The following is a 19,321-nucleotide window of genomic DNA, read 5'->3' on the forward strand; positions in this document are numbered from 1 at the left end:
CATAGTTATTTCTCAATCACAGATTTTCCGCCTCCTTAATCGCATGTTCCAATGCACCTACTTTATTAAACACTTCCTGTAATTCGTTTTCCGGTTTAGATTGGGCAACTACTCCAGCTCCCGCCTGAAACTTCAAAGTGTTGTTTTGACTCAGAAAACTTCGGATCATAATCGCATGGTTGAAGTTTCCCTTAAAATCCATAAACCCAACCGCTCCTCCATAAAAACCTCTGGGTGTATTTTCGTTTTCCTCTATGATTTCCATTGCCCTGATTTTTGGCGCTCCTGAGAGTGTCCCAGCCGGGAATGTTTCAGCAACAATGTCCATGAACGAAGCACCCTTTTTTATTTCTCCAGTCACCTTAGAAACAAGGTGAATGACATGAGAATAATACTGAACCTCTTTGTAGGTTTCTACCTTAACATTATCACAACTTCGACTCAGGTCGTTTCTAGCAAGGTCGACCAACATCACGTGCTCTGAATCCTCTTTTGGATCATTTATAAGCTTTTCAGCTAGTTCTGAGTCAGCTTTATCGTTACCTGTTCGTCGGAAAGTACCTGCTATTGGATGGATTTCTGCCTTACCATCCTTTAATACAATCTGAGCTTCTGGTGATGAACCAAAAACCCTGAAGCTACCATAATCGAAATAGAATAAGTATGGTGATGGATTAACTGACCGCAGGGTCCTATATACTTGGAAATCATCGCCTTGATAAGGTATTTTGAAGTTTCTGGATAATACGACCTGGAAGACATCACCTACATGACAATGATGAATTCCTTTTTTTACCATATCCAGATACTCTTCATCCGACTTGTTTGATATTGCTTTTCCTTGTGTACTAAAGGGATATCCGGGAATGTTTCGCTGCTGAATCAGAGATTTTACCTCCTCGAATAACACATCATCCGGCTGATCTAAAAAGGCTTCTATTATGTGACATTCATTTTTGAAGTGGTCAAGTGCTATAATGAATTGAAAAAGATGATACTGAGCAACTGGTATTGAATCATCAGCTTGCTTGATTTTTAAATCTCCAAATTCTGCCTTGGCATCATAATTAAAGTAGCCAAATAAACCCGATCTGATAAAACCATTGGTATCTTCTGAACTGAATGATCCTGCGAATTTATCTATTTCTAATTTCAGGTCCTTTAAAGGGTACTTCTCAGATTTTCTGCCGGGAAGCATCTTATCAACTTCTCCTTTGCTTACTTTAATATGAGCCAATGGGGAACAACAGATATACGAAAAACTATTTTCTGCTCCATGATAATCCGAGCTTTCCAGTAGGAAAGAATTGGCAAATCTGTCTCGCAGTTTTAAAAAAATACTCACCGGAGTGATTGTATCCGCCAAAATCTTATGTTCTCGTGTATATATTTTCATTTTTATCAATGCTTAGAAACAAAAAAACCCTGACGAAACTGTCAGGGTTTATATATTTTTAAACACAGCAGTGGCTCGTCAACAATCAAAATTGTCTACATGCCACCACCAATATGTTTTTGTCGTAATCATTATGGTCGCTAAGCTAATTGTATTTAGTTTTAAAAAACAAGAATGAAATAAAAAATCTAAACTTTTTTTTAACCAGTTGTGTAACTCATTCCAGCTATTAATGATTTTAAACTAAATTTCCGCCATGTTATCGCACGAAGAACAAATAAGTATACTGGCTCACCTATCCAAAGCTGATAATGTAGTAGCTGAAGAGGAATATCGACTGATCATGTTTATAGCTGATGGTTTGGGTATTCCTGAGGAGAAAACTGCTGAGATAGTTAACAACCCCAGACCTATACCAAAACTGAAGGATTTACCACCTGATGAAAAGTTTAATTATCTATTTAACATCATTAGAATGATGAAAGCAGATGGTAAGGTTCATTCGAACGAGATTAAATTTTGTGAAAAGCTGGCTTTGAATTTGGGATATAAGCCTGGCGTGATTGCGGATCTTTCTGCTTATATCTATAAAGATCCAAGTATCAATTCAAACAAAAATTTCTTGCGGTCAATCGCTGACCAGCATCTAATCCCTTTGGATGAACAGAACTAAAAAAGCACTTACACTTTCTTTCTTATTGGCATTTGTTTGTGGGTGGGCTCAAAATCAACCTGATGGCGTAGATTATTATATTGAATCTACTGATGAGTTTATTGAGCTCGATGGCCGTCTCGATGAGGCAATTTGGAAACAACTTCCTAGAGCTGGAGGCTTTTATCAAACATTCCCAACAGACAATCAGCCTGCATTAGACAGCACCCAATTTATGATCACTTACACAGACAAGTCGATCATTATAGGTGTGATTTGCTATGATTATTTAGAAGGAGACGATATTTCAACGACCAGAAGAAGAGATTTTGATTGGAGTTCCAATGACAATGTGGCCTTCTACCTGGATCCTTATGATGATAAAACCAATGGCTTTTCCTTTCAGGTGACACCTAACAATGTGCAACGAGAAGGATTAGTATTACTTGGTGGTGACGTTAGAGACGACTGGGATAACAAATGGTACAGTGCCGTATCCAAAGGTGAAAACTACTGGTCTGCTGAAATTTCTATTCCATTTAAAACCATTCGATATAACAATACACCTGAATGGAACCTTCAGGTATTAAGAAATAACCTAAAACGTAATGAGCGAACCGCTTGGATTCAGGTGCCTCAAGGGTATCGTATGAGTAATATGACTTTTTCAGGTCGGTTGAATTGGGATGAACCTCCCAAACCAGCAGGACCAAATGTTACGGTAATACCCTATATAGCTTCCAGTGCTGGAAAAGATCATGAAGAAGGCGAGCCTGCTGAATACAAACTTGATGGAGGATTTGATGCCAAGGTAGCTGTATCCAGCTCAATAAATGTGGACCTCACATTCAACCCGGACTTTTCCCAGGTAGAAGTTGATCAGCAGGTAACAAATCTTCAGCGCTTTGAGCTATTCTTTCCAGAAAGAAGACAGTTTTTTCTTGAGAATCAAGACCTTTTTGCTGATGGAGGATTTTTTAGAAGCAGGCCTTTCTTTTCACGAAGAATTGGCATTCAGGGATCTGGTGATACAAGGAGGAATGTCCCAATCATTGCAGGAGCCAGACTTAGTGGTAAAATTGGCAGTAAGTGGCGAGTTGGCGCCCTTAACATGATGACCAATAGAGATGAGACTTCTGAAGAAATTTCTCCTGCTCAAAATTACTCCGTCGCTGTATTGGAAAGGCAAATATTTAGTCGTTCTCGTTTAAGCGCAATTTTCGTTGGCAGGAATAATTTAGGTGAATCCGCTGTAACGTACGATTCAACCACCCTAGCAAATACGGGTGATCTTCAAGATCAGTTTGGAAATGAACTGAACCCGAAGGATACGCTGGTCACCTTATCTGAATACAATTATGTTTTTGGCCTTGATTACAATCTTGCCAACATCGACAATAGCTGGGAAGGAGATTTTTTTTATCACAGGTCATTGGATCCTGGTGTTAGTTCTGACGAAAAGTATGCTACTGGTGCTTTCCTGAGATATCAAAAACCCACTTTTGGGGCTCGGGTTAATTTTCAGCGAATAGGAGAAAATCACAATGCAGAAGTGGGATTTGTACCCCGACCTGGAGTTACAAATTACGGTGCAGGTACCGAGTTTAATATATTTCCAGCAGAAGGTAGTATTGTGCAGCGACATGGACCAGGAATTGGTTTTGGAGGTGTTCTCACAAACGATTGGGAAAGACTAGATAATGATGCCGGATTCGAGTATCGAATATCATTTCTAAATACCTCATATCTAGAGATTGGTTCAGGATGGGATTTTGTTTCATTGACCTCTTCATTCGATCCATCAGGATCTGATGGGCGAGAACTTGAGGAAAACACACGTCATAGTTGGTATCGCTACAGAATATTCTACCGAACCGATAGAAGAAAAAATTTCATTGTAAGAGCTTCTGTAAGTAACGGCGGATTTTTCAATGGGAAACGATTTAATGCCGAGCTTGGACTCACTTTCAGATTACCACCCGTCATGCAAATACAATTAAATGGCGAGTATAATAAGGTTAATTTACCAGCTCCTTACAATGATGCTGACTTATTCCTGATAGGTCCGCGGTTTGACTTAACGCTGAGTAACAAAGTGTTTTTCACTACTTTCATCCAGTATAATTCACAGCGCGAAAACCTGGGACATAATTCAAGATTCCAGTGGCGGTTCAAGCCAGTTTCTGATATCTTTCTTGTTTACACTGACAATTATATAACGGATGGATTCCAGACAAGGAACAGGGCCATCGTTTTCAAAGTCAACTACTGGCTTAACCTCTAGGCCGCCTGTGCCAATCCTTGCTGTTGAATTTGCTTAATACGAGGGTTCATTATAGCAAACCAAAGTGGCGGAAATATTGCCAAAATCATCATTCCGGGATAGCCTGTTGGCATTTGTGGGCTTTCATCAATGTGTCGCAAGATTTGATATTTTCTACTTGCTATATAATGATGATCCGAATGACGTGACAATTCAAACAAGATGATACGTCCAAGTTTATGATCTGAATTCCATGAATGGTGAGGCATTACACGCTCATACACATCACCTTTTTTGTTTCTCTCCAGTCCATAATGTTCAATATAATTTACTGTCTCAAGCAGTAAAAAGCCCATGATTGCGGCAGCAATGAAATAGCCCATTACAATCCACCCAAATAGAAGCCCAATGCCTAGTGTAAAAGCCACTTGTATGATTTGGAACCTCAACATTTCATTGTGAATTGAAAATGGTGACACCCCCTTTTTTTTCAATCTTTTAGCTTCAAGTTTCCATGCTGAGAGGTAAGCAAAAACAACAGATCGAACCCAGAATGTGTAGAGCATTTCTCCATATCGGGCTGAGGATGGATCTTCTTTGGTACTCACATGTTTGTGATGTCCTCGATTATGCTCAATGAAAAAGTGCATATATAATGAAGTAAGGAGCAAAGCTTTAGCCATCAGCTGTTCATACCATGTGTTTCTATGACCCAACTCATGTGCTACATTTATTCCAATAACACCACACATAAGCCCCATAGCGGTAATTCGGCCTATTTGATCAACAAGGGTCAGGCCGGGCTCACTCATGGAAATAAAGAACATTCCTAATATTAGGAACTGAATTGGCACCATAATATAGAGCTGCCAGTCGTAAATGGAATCATTCTTTCGTTCCTCCTCTCTTTCCTTGGAAAAATTTGCCGGATTGGGTTTAAATGTGAGTTCGAGTAAAGGGATGAACGCAAACGCCTCGATGAGAGGTAGGTACGTAAGCCATCCGTGTGTGTTGAAACTGACAATAGCCAAAAGTGGCAAAATCAACACGTTCATATACTTTAATGCACGAATTTTATTCATTCAGTTTCCTTTTTATTGAGGGAAATCATATAACCAACTGTAAACCCTACCATCCAATGATTTGAAAGGTCCGGTGTTTCCGTTGTTAGATCTCCAGCATCTATAAAATTACTGAAACTGTAACTAAAAAATCCTTCTAATTGGAACGTTCCGATTGATAAATCTCTAAACAATCCTCCTCCAATTCTGCCGCCATAACCAAACTCACGATCGCGATCCTTTTCATAGGTATAGAAGTCGGCTCCTCCCCTGTTTTCAGAATCGGGTTCAGGGTCCAATGAATAGCTCATCAAAAATTCTGCATAGAATCCCGCTGAAATGAAGTATTTGTTTTCACCACCAAAATACCCAATCCCTTCCAGAGGAATCTCGAGGTAGTTCATTCGAGCCTTGTAGTTGGGCTCATCCGTGAAGAAAGTCTGCTTCCAACCCTTCTGAACATAATTCGCTCCAACCTGAATTCCTGAATTCAGAAATGAATTGCCTGCTTTGGGCAAGTATTTGATAAATATCCCGCCATTGGTTCCCGGAAGGAAAGTAGAATTGTGGTTTAAATTGAAAATAGTGTGTTCAATAAAAGCCGTTGAAACATGGCCACCTGCCTTAACCCCCACATATGTTTTTTGAGCAACACCTGTGTGCACAAGACACAAAGTGCAGATCAGCCATACTACCCTCATTTACTACTTCTTTTTAGTTGATTTCTTTGCTGTTGACTTTTTAGTCGGTTGTTCAGCGGTCTTTTTGTTGGCACTTCTGGGTCTGGTTACGCCATAAGTGCCTTTTGATATTTTACCTCTTCTGGTTTTTTTATCTCCTTTTCCCATAATTGTATTTTTTTCAAAAATAAAAGAATCAGGGATACTCAAAGGAAATGATTATCCTTGAAGTTTAATCACAACAACATGGACCAACCTATTATCACAAATGATGCCGTAATTTTTGGAATACTAATGCTCATGCTTGGGGCTGTATTTTACACCTCTGCATTAGATCATCCCGGCTGGAAAAAATTCTACAGTTACGTTCCGGCTTTGCTGGTATGCTATTTCCTTCCCTCCCTCATGAAGGCAGTAGGTCTCATAGATCCATCTCAATCAAATCTCTACTTTGTTTCCTCCAGATACCTATTGCCTGCCAGTTTGGTTTTACTGACCATCAGTGTGGACTTAAAAGAAATTGCTAAATTGGGTTCGAAGGCAGTCATCATGTTCGTGACCGGTACGGTTGGAATCATGATCGGAGGTCCTCTTACGATCTTGATCTTCTCTCAAATAGCTCCTGACCTGGTAGGTGGAGTTGCTCCAAACGAAGTATGGCGTGGTATGACCACTATTGCAGGGTCCTGGATTGGGGGTGGCGCCAATCAAGCAACCATGAAAGAGGTTTTTGAAGTGAGTGATGAACTGTTTTCAACGATGGTTACGGTAGATATCATCGTAGGGAATGCCTGGCTTGGAGTTTTGATTGCAGGTGTTGCGGTTACCAAACTAATAGACCGGAAGCTAAAGGCTGATTCTTCTGCTATTGAATCCTTAAAGGTAAAAATGGAAAACTACCAGGCTAGTGTTTCCAAAATTCCTAATCTCACAGACTTGATGAAGGTGTTGATGATCGGGTTTGCCTGTACAGGTTTTGCGCATTTCTGTAGTGACCTGATAGTGCCGTACCTAAAGCAGTATCCTGCTTTAGAACAATACAGTCTTACTTCAGGCTTTTTCTGGATTGTGGTAATTGCCACAACCCTGGGAGTGATCCTTTCTTTCACAAAAGTCCGTGAATTAGAAGGTGTTGGTGCTTCCAGAATTGGACGTGCATTTATCTACATTCTTGTAGCCGCCATTGGTATGAATATGGACATCCTGGCTATTTTTTCAAACCCAGGGTATTTCTTCCTCGGTATTACCTGGATTCTATTTCATGTGCTCCTATTAGCTATTGTGGCTAAACTGATCAAAGCACCTTACTTCTTCATTGCAGTGGGTAGCACAGCGAATGTTGGAGGGGCAGCTTCAGCTCCCGTCATCGCTTCAGAGTTTCATCCGTCACTAGCGCCTGTAGGGGTTTTAATGGCTGTATTAGGATATGTGCTGGGTACGTACGGAGCATACTTATGTGGATTAATGATGCAGATGGTGGCAGGGTAATTGACTCTTAACCCGTCCTTAAATCCCCTCAAATGAGGGGTTTGTATCGTAATTAAATTCAAGATGGCAGAACAACATCACATAGACGTAACTGTAAAAGCTTCCTACTACACCCTCAATGAGTTGACAGAAAAGACCGAGCGAATATGGCTTGTTTTCCACGGATATGGTCAATTGGCTGAGTACTTCATCAAAAAATTTGAAGGGCTGGATCCGGAGAAGAACTTCATCATTGCTCCCCAGGGACTCTCTAAGTATTATCTTGATGGTGTATACGGAAGAGTAGGTGCGTCCTGGATGACGAAAGAAGACCGGTTAACCGAGATCGATAATCAGTATTCTTACATTGATTCCGTTCTAAATCAATTTGATCTTTCAAATAAAGGATTGATCTATTTCGGTTTCTCACAAGGCACTGCCACTATGGGCAGGTATGCGGCTCATGCAAAAATTCCATTTGAGCAAATGATTATCTGGGCAGGTACGTTTCCACCCGATACAGATCCGAATGACTGGAAGTACCTCAAGGGCAATGAGGGGATACACTACTACACAAGCAGGGAAGACAAGTACTTCAAAGAAGAGATGATTGAAAATCAAAGCAACGTCTTAAAAACAGCAATGAATCGCGAACCGGAACTTCATTGGTATGATGGTGGGCATAGGGTGGTTTCGGAGATTGTGGCCGAACTGTGATAGCACACTTCAATCACTCAACCTCGCCCTCCCTCCCTTCAAAGAAGGAATTCACATTTCATCAAAAGGTTGTCGTAATTGATCGAACATATTTTCTAATTTTCTATCCATGAAAAATTTAATAACCCTCCTGCTACTGCTCCCGACACTTTCTTTTTCGCAGCATGAAGAGATGATCAAGAAGATTTATGATGAAACACTCACGGATGGGCATGTGTATGAAAACCTACGTGTGTTGTGTAAAGACATAGGTAATCGTCTTTCAGGATCTCCTGAAGCTGCTGCAGCCGTGGAATACACCAGGCAACTCATGGAGTCATACGGTTTTGATACGGTGTATTTACAACCGGTGATGGTGCCTCACTGGGTAAGAGGTAAGAAAGAGGTCGTACGGGCAATCAACTCAGAAAAGCATGGGACTTTTGAAATGAATGCGCTTGCTCTGGGCAATTCTGTTGGAACCGGTTCGGATGGCATCCTGGCAGAGGTGATTGAAGTCAGCGGGATCGATGAAGTCAATGAGCTGGGGAAAAAAGTGGAAGGAAAAATTGTGTTCTACAATGGCGAGATGGACCCTACTATCATTAATACCTTCGGTGCATATGGAGGGGCTGTTATTCAGCGGTCATCCGGCGCTTCTGAAGCAGCTAAATTCGGCGCAAAAGCTATCATTATTCGTTCGGTAACCAACCGGCAGGATGATATACCTCATACCGGATCACTTCGTTACAAACCGCTCATTAATCAAATACCGGCCGTTGCAATCAGTACCAACGACGCTGATAAACTAAGTCAGGTATTAAAGGAACAAAAACTGAAGGTGTATATAGAGACTCACTGCAAACAGCTACCCGATGTTCTTTCTTACAATGTCATTGGAGAGTTACGTGGTTCTGAGTTTCCCGATGAAATTATTGCAGTTGGTGGTCACCTGGACTCATGGGATGTGGGCGAAGGAGCACACGATGATGGTGCAGGTTGTATGCAGGCCATTGAGGCCGTTCGATTGTTTAAAGCGCTGGGAATCACTCCCAAACGAACACTTCGTGCGGTGATGTGGATGAATGAAGAAAATGGCTTGAGAGGTGGACGTGAATATGCACGGGTAGCGAAAGAAAAAAATGAAAAGCACATTGCTGCTTTGGAGTCTGATTCCGGAGGCTTTCAGCCGCTGGGTTTCTCAATGTCCGGCACAGACGAGCAAAAAGATCAGGTAAAAAAATGGAGGGATTACTTTACCCCTTACCGGGTATGGGATTTTACACAAAATGGTGGTGGAGCAGATATTGGTCCCTTAAGTCCACAGGGCACCTTACTCATTGGATTACGGCCAAGCACTCAACGATACTTTATTTATCATCACACACCTGCGGATGTGTTTGAAGTCGTAGACCAGCGAGAGCTCGAGCTCGGGGCTGCAAGCATGGGTGCGATGATGTATCTGTTGGATCAGGAAGGGTTGAAATAGAAGCGTATATTTGAAATAGACCTTACGATTATCGAGTGCTGTTCATATACTACAAAAAACGCTTTTATAATTGTGAATCAATTAGTTATAAAAAAGCGCGTCAAAATGTATAAGGTAGCTAAACGCCACTAGTGGCGTTAATGTTAAGGTTGACAACAACCGATAAAATAGCCTCTAATCGAAATAAAAAATACTAAACACTACAACTAAGCATACATCTATTCTTTTAACGAAATTCCTATACAGCAAAAGTTTAATCTAAAACCGAATAAAAATGACCAGTAGTTCAAATGAATAAACTGAATCCATCTATCAAATACCATTTACTGGTAGGTTTATTCTTTGCCCTATGGGGTTTCCTCTTCATGTATATGGTGAAACCCTTTAGTGATCAAACAACTGGGTTCATTTTTTGGATTCGGTCCAGCATAGGATTCAATTTGATCGCGTTCATAACCTATGGACTTATAGCTGTGATCCAAAAGGCAATTTTTGAAAAAATCCAGAGATGGTCTGTTGGCCTTGAAGTTAGCACGCTATTATTTTTTTACATCATTCATACTATCGGCACATTTGCGCTGTATAAAAGCCCAATAATTAATGGTGGCTATACTTTCCTTGAATGGAACACCGAAATCATGTTGAGGGCGGCAATTGTAAACCTAACTATCCTGGCCATTGCCAGAAGCTACCTTATCAAACTAATACCTGAAAAGGAGGACACCCTGACCATAAAGGGAGATAATAAACTAGATATATTAAAAATTAAGAAGGCAGAATTGATCTGTGTATCCAATGCACAAAACTATGTCGAGATCTTCTACACCCAAAGCAATACGCTCCATTCCAAACTCATTCGCACCTCATTAAGGAACTTAAAAGCGGAATTTAATTTCTTATTGCAAGTACACCGCTCACACCTCATCAACCCCACTCATTTCAAGTCATGGAAAGACTCAAACACCATATACCTGACCGAAATAGAGCTTCCCGTTTCCAAAACTTTCAATAAGGAACTTCTGTCTGCATAGTTTTTTGTACCTAAAATCGGGGCTTTCCTACCAGTCGATTTTACGGTAGAATCTTTATACCTAAAAGTGGCACTTTTGTACCAAAACATACTTAATGTGTCAATTGAGCAGATTTTTGATTCACCTTTGTTTCAAATCAAAAAACAAAGGACAATGAACAAAATCACCTTACGACAAATATTAATACCATTAATCACTGTTTCTATCATTTGCTTTTTATGGTTTGGACCAATGGAAAGAATGATCATAGAGAATATCATTATTTCTGTACTAATCATTATAGCTAATTATATAGAATATAAAGGAAAGCCATTTTCAGCCCTTGGCTTTAAACGTGAAAATTTCAATTTCAAAAACATCTTCGTGATGGCTCCAATAGTTGCATTAGGGCTCTTTGCATTGTATGCCTTTGTATTAGTTCCTGGAATTACGATACTTACTGGGGCTCCTATAGATTATTCTAATTTTGATCAATTGGAAGGAAACCTTGCTGCCTGTTTAATTGCTTTACCGATAGTATGGCTTACTGCGGGGTTTGGAGAAGAAATAATCTTTCGCGGTTATTTTATGCGACAATTCGTGAAATTCTTTGGTGATAGCAAAGCCAGTATTATGCTTAACATTATCCTATTTGCTTGCTTTTTTGGTTTTATGCATAGCCAGCAGGGGATTACAGGGCAACTTGTTACAGGAACTGTAGGAGCTCTCTTGGCCCTGATTTTCTACTTACGTAAATACGATTTGTGGTTTGTTATTGCTGTACATGGTATTTTTGACACCATTGCTTTAATATGTATTTACTTTGGTTTGGCGTAATGATATTAGCAATAATCTCATGAATAAGGCAATTGTCAACAAACACTATCGTCTATAAGCAAGCTAATGGAAAAAAGGCGAACAGGTAACAGCCTTTAGATTCACCCCATTGAACTATTCCAAAGTCAGTGAAAAACTTTCAACTATCTTTTGCGTGAGGCAGTTTTTACCTTCAAGGCTCAGTCACTAATCAAAACCACCTCCTCACTTTCGTGCAATAATCTTCATAGTCTTTGCCAAAGATTTTGGTTAGGGAAGCTTCTTCCGGTTTGATCTGAAATATGGTCATATACCAAAAGAAAAACAGGATGCCTATCACAGCAATCGGACTGCCAATCCGAATCCAACCACCTATTAATACCAGCCCCATCCCCAGGTACATCGGATTTCTGGTGTACTGATAGATGCCTCGTGTGACTAGCGAAGATGCTTTCTCCGGGCGCAAAGGATCTACAGTTGTGCCTTTCATCCGGAAAGAAATGATACCGGAAAAGGCACATAGGACGCCTATACCGAGAAAAATTCTCGAAAGCATCGTTTGGTATTGAAAAGAGTAAACCACTTCAGCTGTGAGGTAATAAACCCCAAACATGATGCCTAGGCTGAGAAAGAAAATGATTACCGGAGGTATTTTTAGTTTCATAAAGGGAAGATAGTAAAACACAAAAAAAGGCCACTCCTCGAGTGGCCTTTAGCCATAGCCTCAGCTAAAGCTGCCTTAGTTATTTTTTCACAATTCGTTTAAGCACTTGTTTTTTAGACCGATCTGTGATCTGAATCAGGTACAACCCCTGCTCAATTTCACCGAAACTGATTGCTGTATTTCCGGATACTAAATCCCATGATTTTATCCGAACACCGCCTAGTGTGTATAATTCAACTGATTCTAAATTTTGACCATCAATAAATAGCTTGTTAGCCACCGGATTCGGATAAATAGTTACAACAACCTTTTCACTTAAGCCTGTTGGAATTTCTTCAGCTTCAATCACCAGCTCCTGCGATATATCCTCTGCTGTCTCATAGTTGTCATTTCCAGCTTGGCTTGCTGTGATCGTTGTTGTTCCTGCACCAACAATCGTCACCATGCTTCCCGATATAGTGGCAACACTTACATCTGAACTGGTGAATGTGATCGGGTTGCCAGAATCACCTCCAGTAGCTACCAGCTCAAAATCAGCATCGCCAAAGGTCTTAGCTTCTATAGCTTCAAAACTGATCGTTTGACTTTGCTTACCTACTATCAATTCTTGAGTGACATCCGTAGCTGCTTCATAAGTGTCATCTCCACCCTGACTTGCGGTGATCGTTGTTGTGCCTGCACCTACAATCGTTACCATACTTCCCGAAACTGTCGCTACGCTCTCGTCTGAACTGATGAACGCGACCGGATTACCGGAATCACCTCCTGTGGCAACCAGCTCAAAATCAGGGTCTCCAAAGGTCTTGGATTCTATCGCCTCAAAACTGAGCGTTTGACTTTGTTTACCTACAATTAGCTCTTGATTTACATCAGTAGCAGCTTCATAGTTATCATTACCTACCTGACTTGCGGTGATCGTTGTTGTGCCTGCGCCTACAATCGTCACCATGCTTCCCGATACAATCGTAACACCCTCGTCTGAACTGGTGAACGTAATCGGATTACCTGAATCACCTCCGGTGGCGAACAACTCAAAATCAGCGTCTCCAAAGGTCTTGGATTCTATAGCTTCAAAACTGATCGTTTGACTTTGCTTGCCTACTATCAGCTCTTGAGTGACATCTGTAGCAGTTTCATAAGTGTCATTTCCAGCCTGACTTGCGGTAATCGTTGTTGCACCTGCACCTACAATCGTCACCGTACTTCCCGATACAGTCGCGACACTCTCATCTGAACTGGTGAACGTTACCGAATTGTCCGAATCACCTCCTGTGACGACCAGCTCAAAATCCGTATCTCCAAAGGTCTTGGGTTCTATAGCTTCAAAAGTGATCGTTTGACTTTGTTTACCAACTATCACCTCCTGAGTTACATCAGTAGCAGCTTCATAGTTATCACTCCCTGCCTGACTCGCGGTAATCACTGTTGAGCCTGCGCCTACAATCGTCACCATGCTTCCCGAAACAATCGCAACACTCTCGTCTGAACTGATGAACGTTACCGGGTTACCTGAATCACCTCCTGTGGCGACCAGTTCAAAATCAGCGTCTCCAAAGGTCTTGGATTCTATAGCTTCAAAACTGATCGTTTGACTTTGCTTGCCTACTATCAGCTCTTGAGTGACATCTGTAGCAGCTTCATAAGTGTCATTTCCAGCCTGACTTGCGGTAATCGCTGTTGTGCCTGCGCCTACGATTGTCACCGTGTTGCTCGATACAGTCGCGACACTCTCATCTGAACTGGTGAACGTTACCGGATTGCCGGAATCACCTCCGGTGGCGACCAGCTCAAAATCAGGGTCTCCATAGGACTTGGATTCTATCGCCTCAAGAGTGATCGTTTGACTTTGCTTGCCTACTATCAATTCTTGAGTTGCATCAGTCGCAGCTTCATAAGTGTCATTCCCTGCCTGACTTGCAGTAATCGTTGTTGCACCCGCGCCTACAATCGTCACCGTACTTCCCGATACAGTCGCGACACTCTCTTCTGAACTGGTGAACGTTACCGGATTACCGGAATCACCTCCAGTGGCGACCAGTTCAAAATCAGCATCTCCAAAGGACTTGGATTCTATCGCCTCAAAAGTGATCGTTTGACTTTGCTTGCCTACTATCAATTCTTGAGTTGCATCAGTAGCAGCTTCATAAGTGTCATTCCCTGCCTGACTTGCGGTAATCGTTGTTGCACCCGCGCCTACAATCGTCACCGTACTTCCCGATACAGTCGCGACACTCTCATCTGAACTGATGAAAGTAACCGGATTGCCGGAATTACCACCTGTAGCTATAAGATCGAACGTTGGATCATCTATGTACTTGGCTTCAAGTGGTGTAAAGATGATGGATTGACTCGCCTTTTCCACAATCAAATCTTGGCTCACGTTTGCCGCTGCATTATACGTATCATCACCCGACTGAATGGCAGTAATGGTGGTGGTTCCAGCACCAAGAATAGTTACTGTATAACCATCTACCATGGCCACATTTTCGTTGGAGCTGGCATACGTAACCTCAAGGTTGGAACTGCTACTGGCCGTCAAATCAAAGTCAACATCTCCGTAAACTTTATTGGCTAGCGCTTCAAACGTGATCGTCTGATCCAGCTTGTCGGTTTGAAACGTATTGCTGAGCGTACTCGAACTAATATTCCCAACGTCATCCTCCGCTACATAGAACAGCTCATACTCCTGCCCGGCACTCAACCCTGTCACCATAAAACTTACTACCTCCCCTTCTGTGGCCACAACCTTCGATCCGGAAATTAAAGCTGCCTGATCGGTTTCCGTTTTACCCGTTTTCACCTGGGCTGGTGACGGACTGGTAACGATGCTGCCGTCCAAGACGAAGTAAAAGGTGCCCGCCTCGTCTAAGGAGAATGAAAAAGTAGCTTCTTCAGAAGTAACAGACACTTCAGTCAGGAACGTAGGTGTTATGGCCGGTGCTTTTAGGTCAGCAGTAGTAGCAAATAGCTTCACCGGCGTACCGCTGCTGTTCGAATGTTCATCCTCTGCCACCACATAAAAGTCGTATGCTACCTCTGAAGTCAAGCCAGAAAGACTAAGCACGCCCAATTCGTTCATGGTCAGCGACAATGAGTTGGAGCTTATAGCCAGACTACCATCGCTATTATTTCCTGCTTTCACCTGAGCAAAAGAGGGTGCCGTTTCTCCTGAAAGTTGCGCTACTCCATAAATGGTGCCCCCTTCATTTATTTTCACTTCAATATCTACAACTGTCTCATCAATTGCCAAGATTGTCGGAAACCCACTTACAAATTCAGGAACGATATCATCAATCGTTGTAAAATCAATCTTCACTGCTACAGGCTGAAGGTTTTCACTCGCATCTTCTGCAACCAACCACACATCGTATTCACGGTCTTCGGTCAGCCCCGTGAGTGTAAAGCCGGTTGCGCTGGCATCTACAAACCCCTCATCCAGCGCGCCAAAATTGTTTCCGTTTTTGAGATTTGCCGGAAAACGTGTGGTACTGCTACTGCCAAAAACCGCATAGTACACTTTACCTGTTTCCTCATTCAAATCGATCAGTACCTCTGCTTCCAGGGATGAAATGGTGCCCATCTTAGGATAAGTACCACTCCACTCGGGTGCGGTACGATCATCGGTGACCACATCTAGTTTGGTCACGAACGGAGATAGGTTAAAGCTTTCATCTGCCACAGCCAGGTATATATCATAGGCCGTTGATTCTGCTAACCCGCTGATTTGCGATTGACTGTTTTCAACTCCAGCCTCCAGCGAGAATGCTGATCCGCTTTTAAATGCTGCCGAACCACTGGCATTGTTTCCGTTTTTGATTTGGTCTGGCGTTGGCTCTGAGCTACCATCCGGTTCTACGACATAGTACACATTGCCATTTTCGGTAAGCTGAAGAAAAAGCTTGTAAGCACCGCAGCAGAAATAGTCAAACTGGGGATAACCCGTATCAAAAGTTACCGTGACGCCCGCTCCCACAGTAAGCGATCTGTTCACCGTGGGTGCTGCAGTATAGGTAGCATCTCCTGCCTGATCTGCAGATATCGTGGTAGTTCCTTCTCCCACGATACTCACCGTACTGCCGGTCACTGTCGCCACTGCAGTGTTTGAACTCATGTAAGTAACTGTCAGATTGCTACTGGCTGTGGCCGTCAAATCAAAGTCAGCATCTTGCACCGTTTTATCCGGAATCGGATCAAATGTGATTGTTTGACTTAGTTTATCGACCGTAAAAGATTGCGCTTGGCTAGTGGCTGAATGGTAATACGCATCTCCTTCCTGTGAAGCCGAGAGCGTAGTGGTGCCAGCTCCTATAATATTCAGAACCGATCCTGTGATATCCGCGACTGAAGTTTGAGAACTTACTACTGTTGGGCTAAGGCCCGATGATACGGTGATATAATCCCAAATCTGAAAGTCATCATCTGTGACTAGTTTGTTGGGAACGGGCGAAAAAGTAATGGTCTGATTGGCTTTTTCTACAGTCAGTGCTTGATCTACATCCGAAGCAGCATTCCAATCACTATTCCCACCAAGACTTGCGGTTATAGTGATGGTTCCTGGTTTCTTTGGATCCACGTTTCCAAGGGAAAGCACCGCAGCGATCAAATCATCCGAACCCGACCAACTGATTTGGCGTCCACTTTTTGTAGAGGCTAAGTTATCCAGATCAAAATCAGCCACATTCCATACCACATTGTCCAATGCGTTGAATGTAATAACATCATCGCCTTTATTGACCGTGAGGGTGCGCTCCACATTGGGGGCGGCATTCCATTCGGCATCCCCAGACTGACTGGCTGTAATGGTGACCGTACCGGCTTTTAGGGGGGTGGCCATACCATCTACAATTTGCAAAATATCTGTTGGATTTGCTTGGTAGCTTACTGCCAAGCCGGAACTGGCTGTAGCTCCCAAATCAAAGGCGGCTGCTCCTACTTTGGTGTTTGACGGCTGGTTAAATGTGATGGTCTGATCCCGCACGATGTACACATCTTTGGTAATTGTGGAGGTGGTCTCTCCCGTGCATGGATTAACAATTCGCACGCCTACCTGCCCACTGGTGGCATCAGCCGGAACAGCGACAGTCACATTTACGGTGGTGTAATTGGTGACTTCCCACCCGGCAGGCAGCACCCACTCGAAGAAAGAGTCTAGCTCATCATCTCCGCCTGAGTAACCACTCAAATTGAATGAACCTGTGCCTCCCGCATCTGTGAAGCTGGATGGGCCATTTAGTGTGAATCCACCGACATAGGTTTCAAGCGCACTCATGTCATACAGACTACAGGGTCTTAGCGTAAGCAATTTGCCCCCGGACTCTACATTGTCATTATTTCGGGAAGCGACACGCATCGTGTATTCATCCCCGCTGAGGTTCGCCGCAGTAAAATCGTACGAGGTGTTCGGGCCATTGTAAGCATTGAATGTGGTGCCAGGATTCCAGGAAACCTCATACGTCAACGCATGACTCACTGCTTTTACATCGTCATTGGCCCAGTTGATTTGAATCACCGGACTGGTGCCATGATTAGCAACGATCACCGGTTGCAGCAGTTTTGGTGCTACTGGTGCTGCCTCGAGAAAAGACACATTTACTTCATCGCTGGCCGGGCAGCCTTGATTGTTTCTGACAGCCACTGAATACGTGCCGTCTGTAGTCACCTGAATGGTGCGTGAGGTAGCCCCAGTCGACCATTCGTAAGACTGGCCAATAGGTAAGGACGCCCCCAGTGTTTCGGTTTGCCCTTCTGTAGAAACAATGTCTTCTCCTAGATCAACACTTGGTGGACCGGAGCATTGTGCATAGGCATACGTACTGCTGCCGCTGCTGCCCACTAAAATATTCTCCCCATTTGCCCCTTGTACCATTTGGTGAATCGTATTTGACCCTGAGTTAAAATGCGAAACATCCGTCTGATTTCCATCGGTATCAAAGCTGGCCGATCCAGGATGACTGGTGCCCGACTCTACGACCTTTCCTCCTATTTTCAGGGTACTTCCATCTTTGAAAATGGTCTTCCCTGCCGAGCTACTGCTCCCATGGGTAGCTGACAGCAGGTTTTCATACTGGATAACTCCTGTTGCATTTAACTTCATGAGCAGCATCTCCTCATGACCCGATACGGTCTTAGATCCTGTGACGTAGACATCCATGGGTGTGTTGTCGTTAACCGTGAGGTCATTGAGTGTGTAGGTGCTGGTGAAGGTTTTGGTGAACTCACCTGAGATTCCGTCAAAATCATAAATATCAAATACTCGATACCGGTAGCTGCCTGAAGTCAGCTTTGCCAGTACAACCAGTTCCGTATTGGAATAATAGGATGTGGCATCTATGATCTCTTCCACTGAACTACCAATGCTATAGCTTCTATTTTCCGTTGCTTCAGCATTTGATGCAAAATCACCCAACCAACCTTCTACCTGAACAGATGTTGATTTTCGAATGATCATAAATGTTCGTGTACCAGCAAAAACCAGTTGTTCCGGAATATCATCATCACTTGTGTCGTATTTGGTCGAAGCTTCAAAGTTTAACGAGCTATCAAAACGCCACAATCGAGCCTCAAGCCCCATGCCCCCACTCGCAGCACGAGAGGTAGTTATGTAGATATCGGAGTAGGATGGATGGTCTATGAAACCAATATCATAACCAATATTTCCAAATTTGACAGTGGCATTATTTACACTTTCATAATCAGACAGGAGTGTTCCACTGGCATTGTACTTCTGTATGAGAATGCCATTGGCCACCGCCGAGTTTTGTGCATCATCCGGGTTGATATTGATTAGAATAAAGACATTGTCATTCAAATCTACAGAAAGGGCTGCTCCATAATCTTCGGAGCTTCCATAGCCAGACGAGTAGGTTTTTGTCCAGTCATGATTCCCGTCTTCGTCAAACTTGACTAGAATGGCATCATAATCCGACCCGGTAAACAGCGTTCCTAAAACATACGTTTCACCTATCGAGCTGGTGGCAGACTCTGTCATTTCAAAGGACCCAGCAGCAGAGTAGCTGGCTGTCCACTTGTCAACATAAGGTTGGCCAAAACAAAGCTGAAAGGCTAAAAAACTAAAAAGGCAGTAATACAATCGTTTCATAAGGCAACTTTTTTGATTGGTAATCAAG

At 42.8% G+C, this 19,321-nt stretch carries 13 protein-coding genes; 7 read left to right on the top strand and 6 right to left on the bottom strand.

Translation table 11 applies throughout. The annotated features are described in order from the left end of the window. Positions 1-16: 16 nt before the first annotated feature. Positions 17-1,396 carry an anthranilate synthase component I family protein gene (locus CHB71_RS17445; RefSeq protein ID WP_089358241.1) on the bottom strand — a complete coding sequence of 460 codons (1,380 nt, stop codon included), beginning with the start codon at positions 1,394-1,396 and terminating at the stop codon, positions 17-19. Between the two features lie 256 nt (positions 1,397-1,652). On the opposite strand from CHB71_RS17445, the gene CHB71_RS17450 reads away from it, so the two are divergent. Both CHB71_RS17450 and CHB71_RS17455 read left to right on the top strand, forming a co-directional pair. Next, the gene (locus CHB71_RS17450) at positions 1,653-2,069 is read left to right on the top strand and encodes a tellurite resistance TerB family protein (protein WP_089358242.1); all 417 of its coding nucleotides are present in this window, start codon (positions 1,653-1,655) and stop codon (positions 2,067-2,069) included. Continuing rightward, positions 2,056-4,332 carry a DUF5916 domain-containing protein gene (locus CHB71_RS17455; protein WP_089358243.1) on the top strand — a complete coding sequence of 759 codons (2,277 nt, stop codon included), beginning with the start codon at positions 2,056-2,058 and terminating at the stop codon, positions 4,330-4,332. Before CHB71_RS17450 ends, CHB71_RS17455 begins: the two co-directional genes overlap by 14 nt. Here CHB71_RS17455 and CHB71_RS17460 read toward each other — a convergent pair. Genes CHB71_RS17460 through CHB71_RS17470 form a run of 3 tightly spaced genes read right to left on the bottom strand, consistent with a single transcriptional unit; the run spans position 4,329 to position 6,220 of the window. Next, positions 4,329-5,393: an alkane 1-monooxygenase gene (locus CHB71_RS17460; protein ID WP_089358244.1), complete on the bottom strand. Its 1,065-nt coding sequence runs from the start codon at positions 5,391-5,393 to the stop codon at positions 4,329-4,331. The two genes, CHB71_RS17455 and CHB71_RS17460, sit on opposite strands and share 4 nt — an antisense overlap. After that, a complete protein-coding gene (locus tag CHB71_RS17465) occupies positions 5,390-6,073 on the bottom strand; it encodes an outer membrane beta-barrel protein (RefSeq protein ID WP_089358245.1) in 684 nt (227 codons plus the stop codon). Before CHB71_RS17465 ends, CHB71_RS17460 begins: the two co-directional genes overlap by 4 nt. A 3-nt stretch (positions 6,074-6,076) precedes the next feature. Continuing rightward, entirely contained in the window at positions 6,077-6,220 is a 144-nt protein-coding gene (locus CHB71_RS17470) for a 30S ribosomal protein THX (protein WP_089358246.1), read from the bottom strand. A gap of 78 nt (positions 6,221-6,298) precedes the next feature. On the opposite strand from CHB71_RS17470, the gene CHB71_RS17475 reads away from it, so the two are divergent. The 5 genes from CHB71_RS17475 to CHB71_RS17495 all read left to right on the top strand — a co-directional run bounded on the left by CHB71_RS17475 (position 6,299) and on the right by CHB71_RS17495 (position 11,551). Continuing rightward, entirely contained in the window at positions 6,299-7,540 is a 1,242-nt protein-coding gene (locus CHB71_RS17475) for a DUF819 family protein (RefSeq protein ID WP_089358247.1), read from the top strand. A gap of 63 nt (positions 7,541-7,603) precedes the next feature. Continuing rightward, positions 7,604-8,236: an alpha/beta hydrolase gene (locus CHB71_RS17480; RefSeq protein WP_089358248.1), complete on the top strand. Its 633-nt coding sequence runs from the start codon at positions 7,604-7,606 to the stop codon at positions 8,234-8,236. 109 nt (positions 8,237-8,345) lie between these two features. Beyond that, entirely contained in the window at positions 8,346-9,704 is a 1,359-nt protein-coding gene (locus CHB71_RS17485) for a M20/M25/M40 family metallo-hydrolase (RefSeq protein WP_089358249.1), read from the top strand. 290 nt (positions 9,705-9,994) lie between these two features. After that, positions 9,995-10,735 (top strand): LytTR family DNA-binding domain-containing protein, encoded by a 741-nt coding sequence (locus CHB71_RS17490; RefSeq protein WP_089358250.1) that lies wholly within the window; start codon positions 9,995-9,997, stop codon positions 10,733-10,735. Between the two features lie 153 nt (positions 10,736-10,888). After that, positions 10,889-11,551, top strand: a complete 663-nt coding sequence (locus CHB71_RS17495; protein WP_089358287.1) for a CPBP family intramembrane glutamic endopeptidase — start codon at positions 10,889-10,891, stop codon at positions 11,549-11,551. A 190-nt stretch (positions 11,552-11,741) separates the two neighbouring features. On the opposite strand, the gene CHB71_RS17500 is transcribed toward CHB71_RS17495, so the two are convergent. Continuing rightward, the gene (locus CHB71_RS17500; protein WP_089358251.1) at positions 11,742-12,194 is read right to left on the bottom strand and encodes a methyltransferase family protein; all 453 of its coding nucleotides are present in this window, start codon (positions 12,192-12,194) and stop codon (positions 11,742-11,744) included. A gap of 79 nt (positions 12,195-12,273) precedes the next feature. After that, positions 12,274-19,293, bottom strand: coding sequence for a T9SS type A sorting domain-containing protein (locus CHB71_RS17505; protein ID WP_089358252.1), 7,020 nt, complete (start codon positions 19,291-19,293; stop codon positions 12,274-12,276). Between the last annotated feature and the right edge of the window lie 28 nt (positions 19,294-19,321).

This window comes from Ekhidna lutea (genome assembly GCF_900188325.1).
Lineage (GTDB): Bacteria > Bacteroidota > Bacteroidia > Cytophagales > Cyclobacteriaceae > Ekhidna > Ekhidna lutea.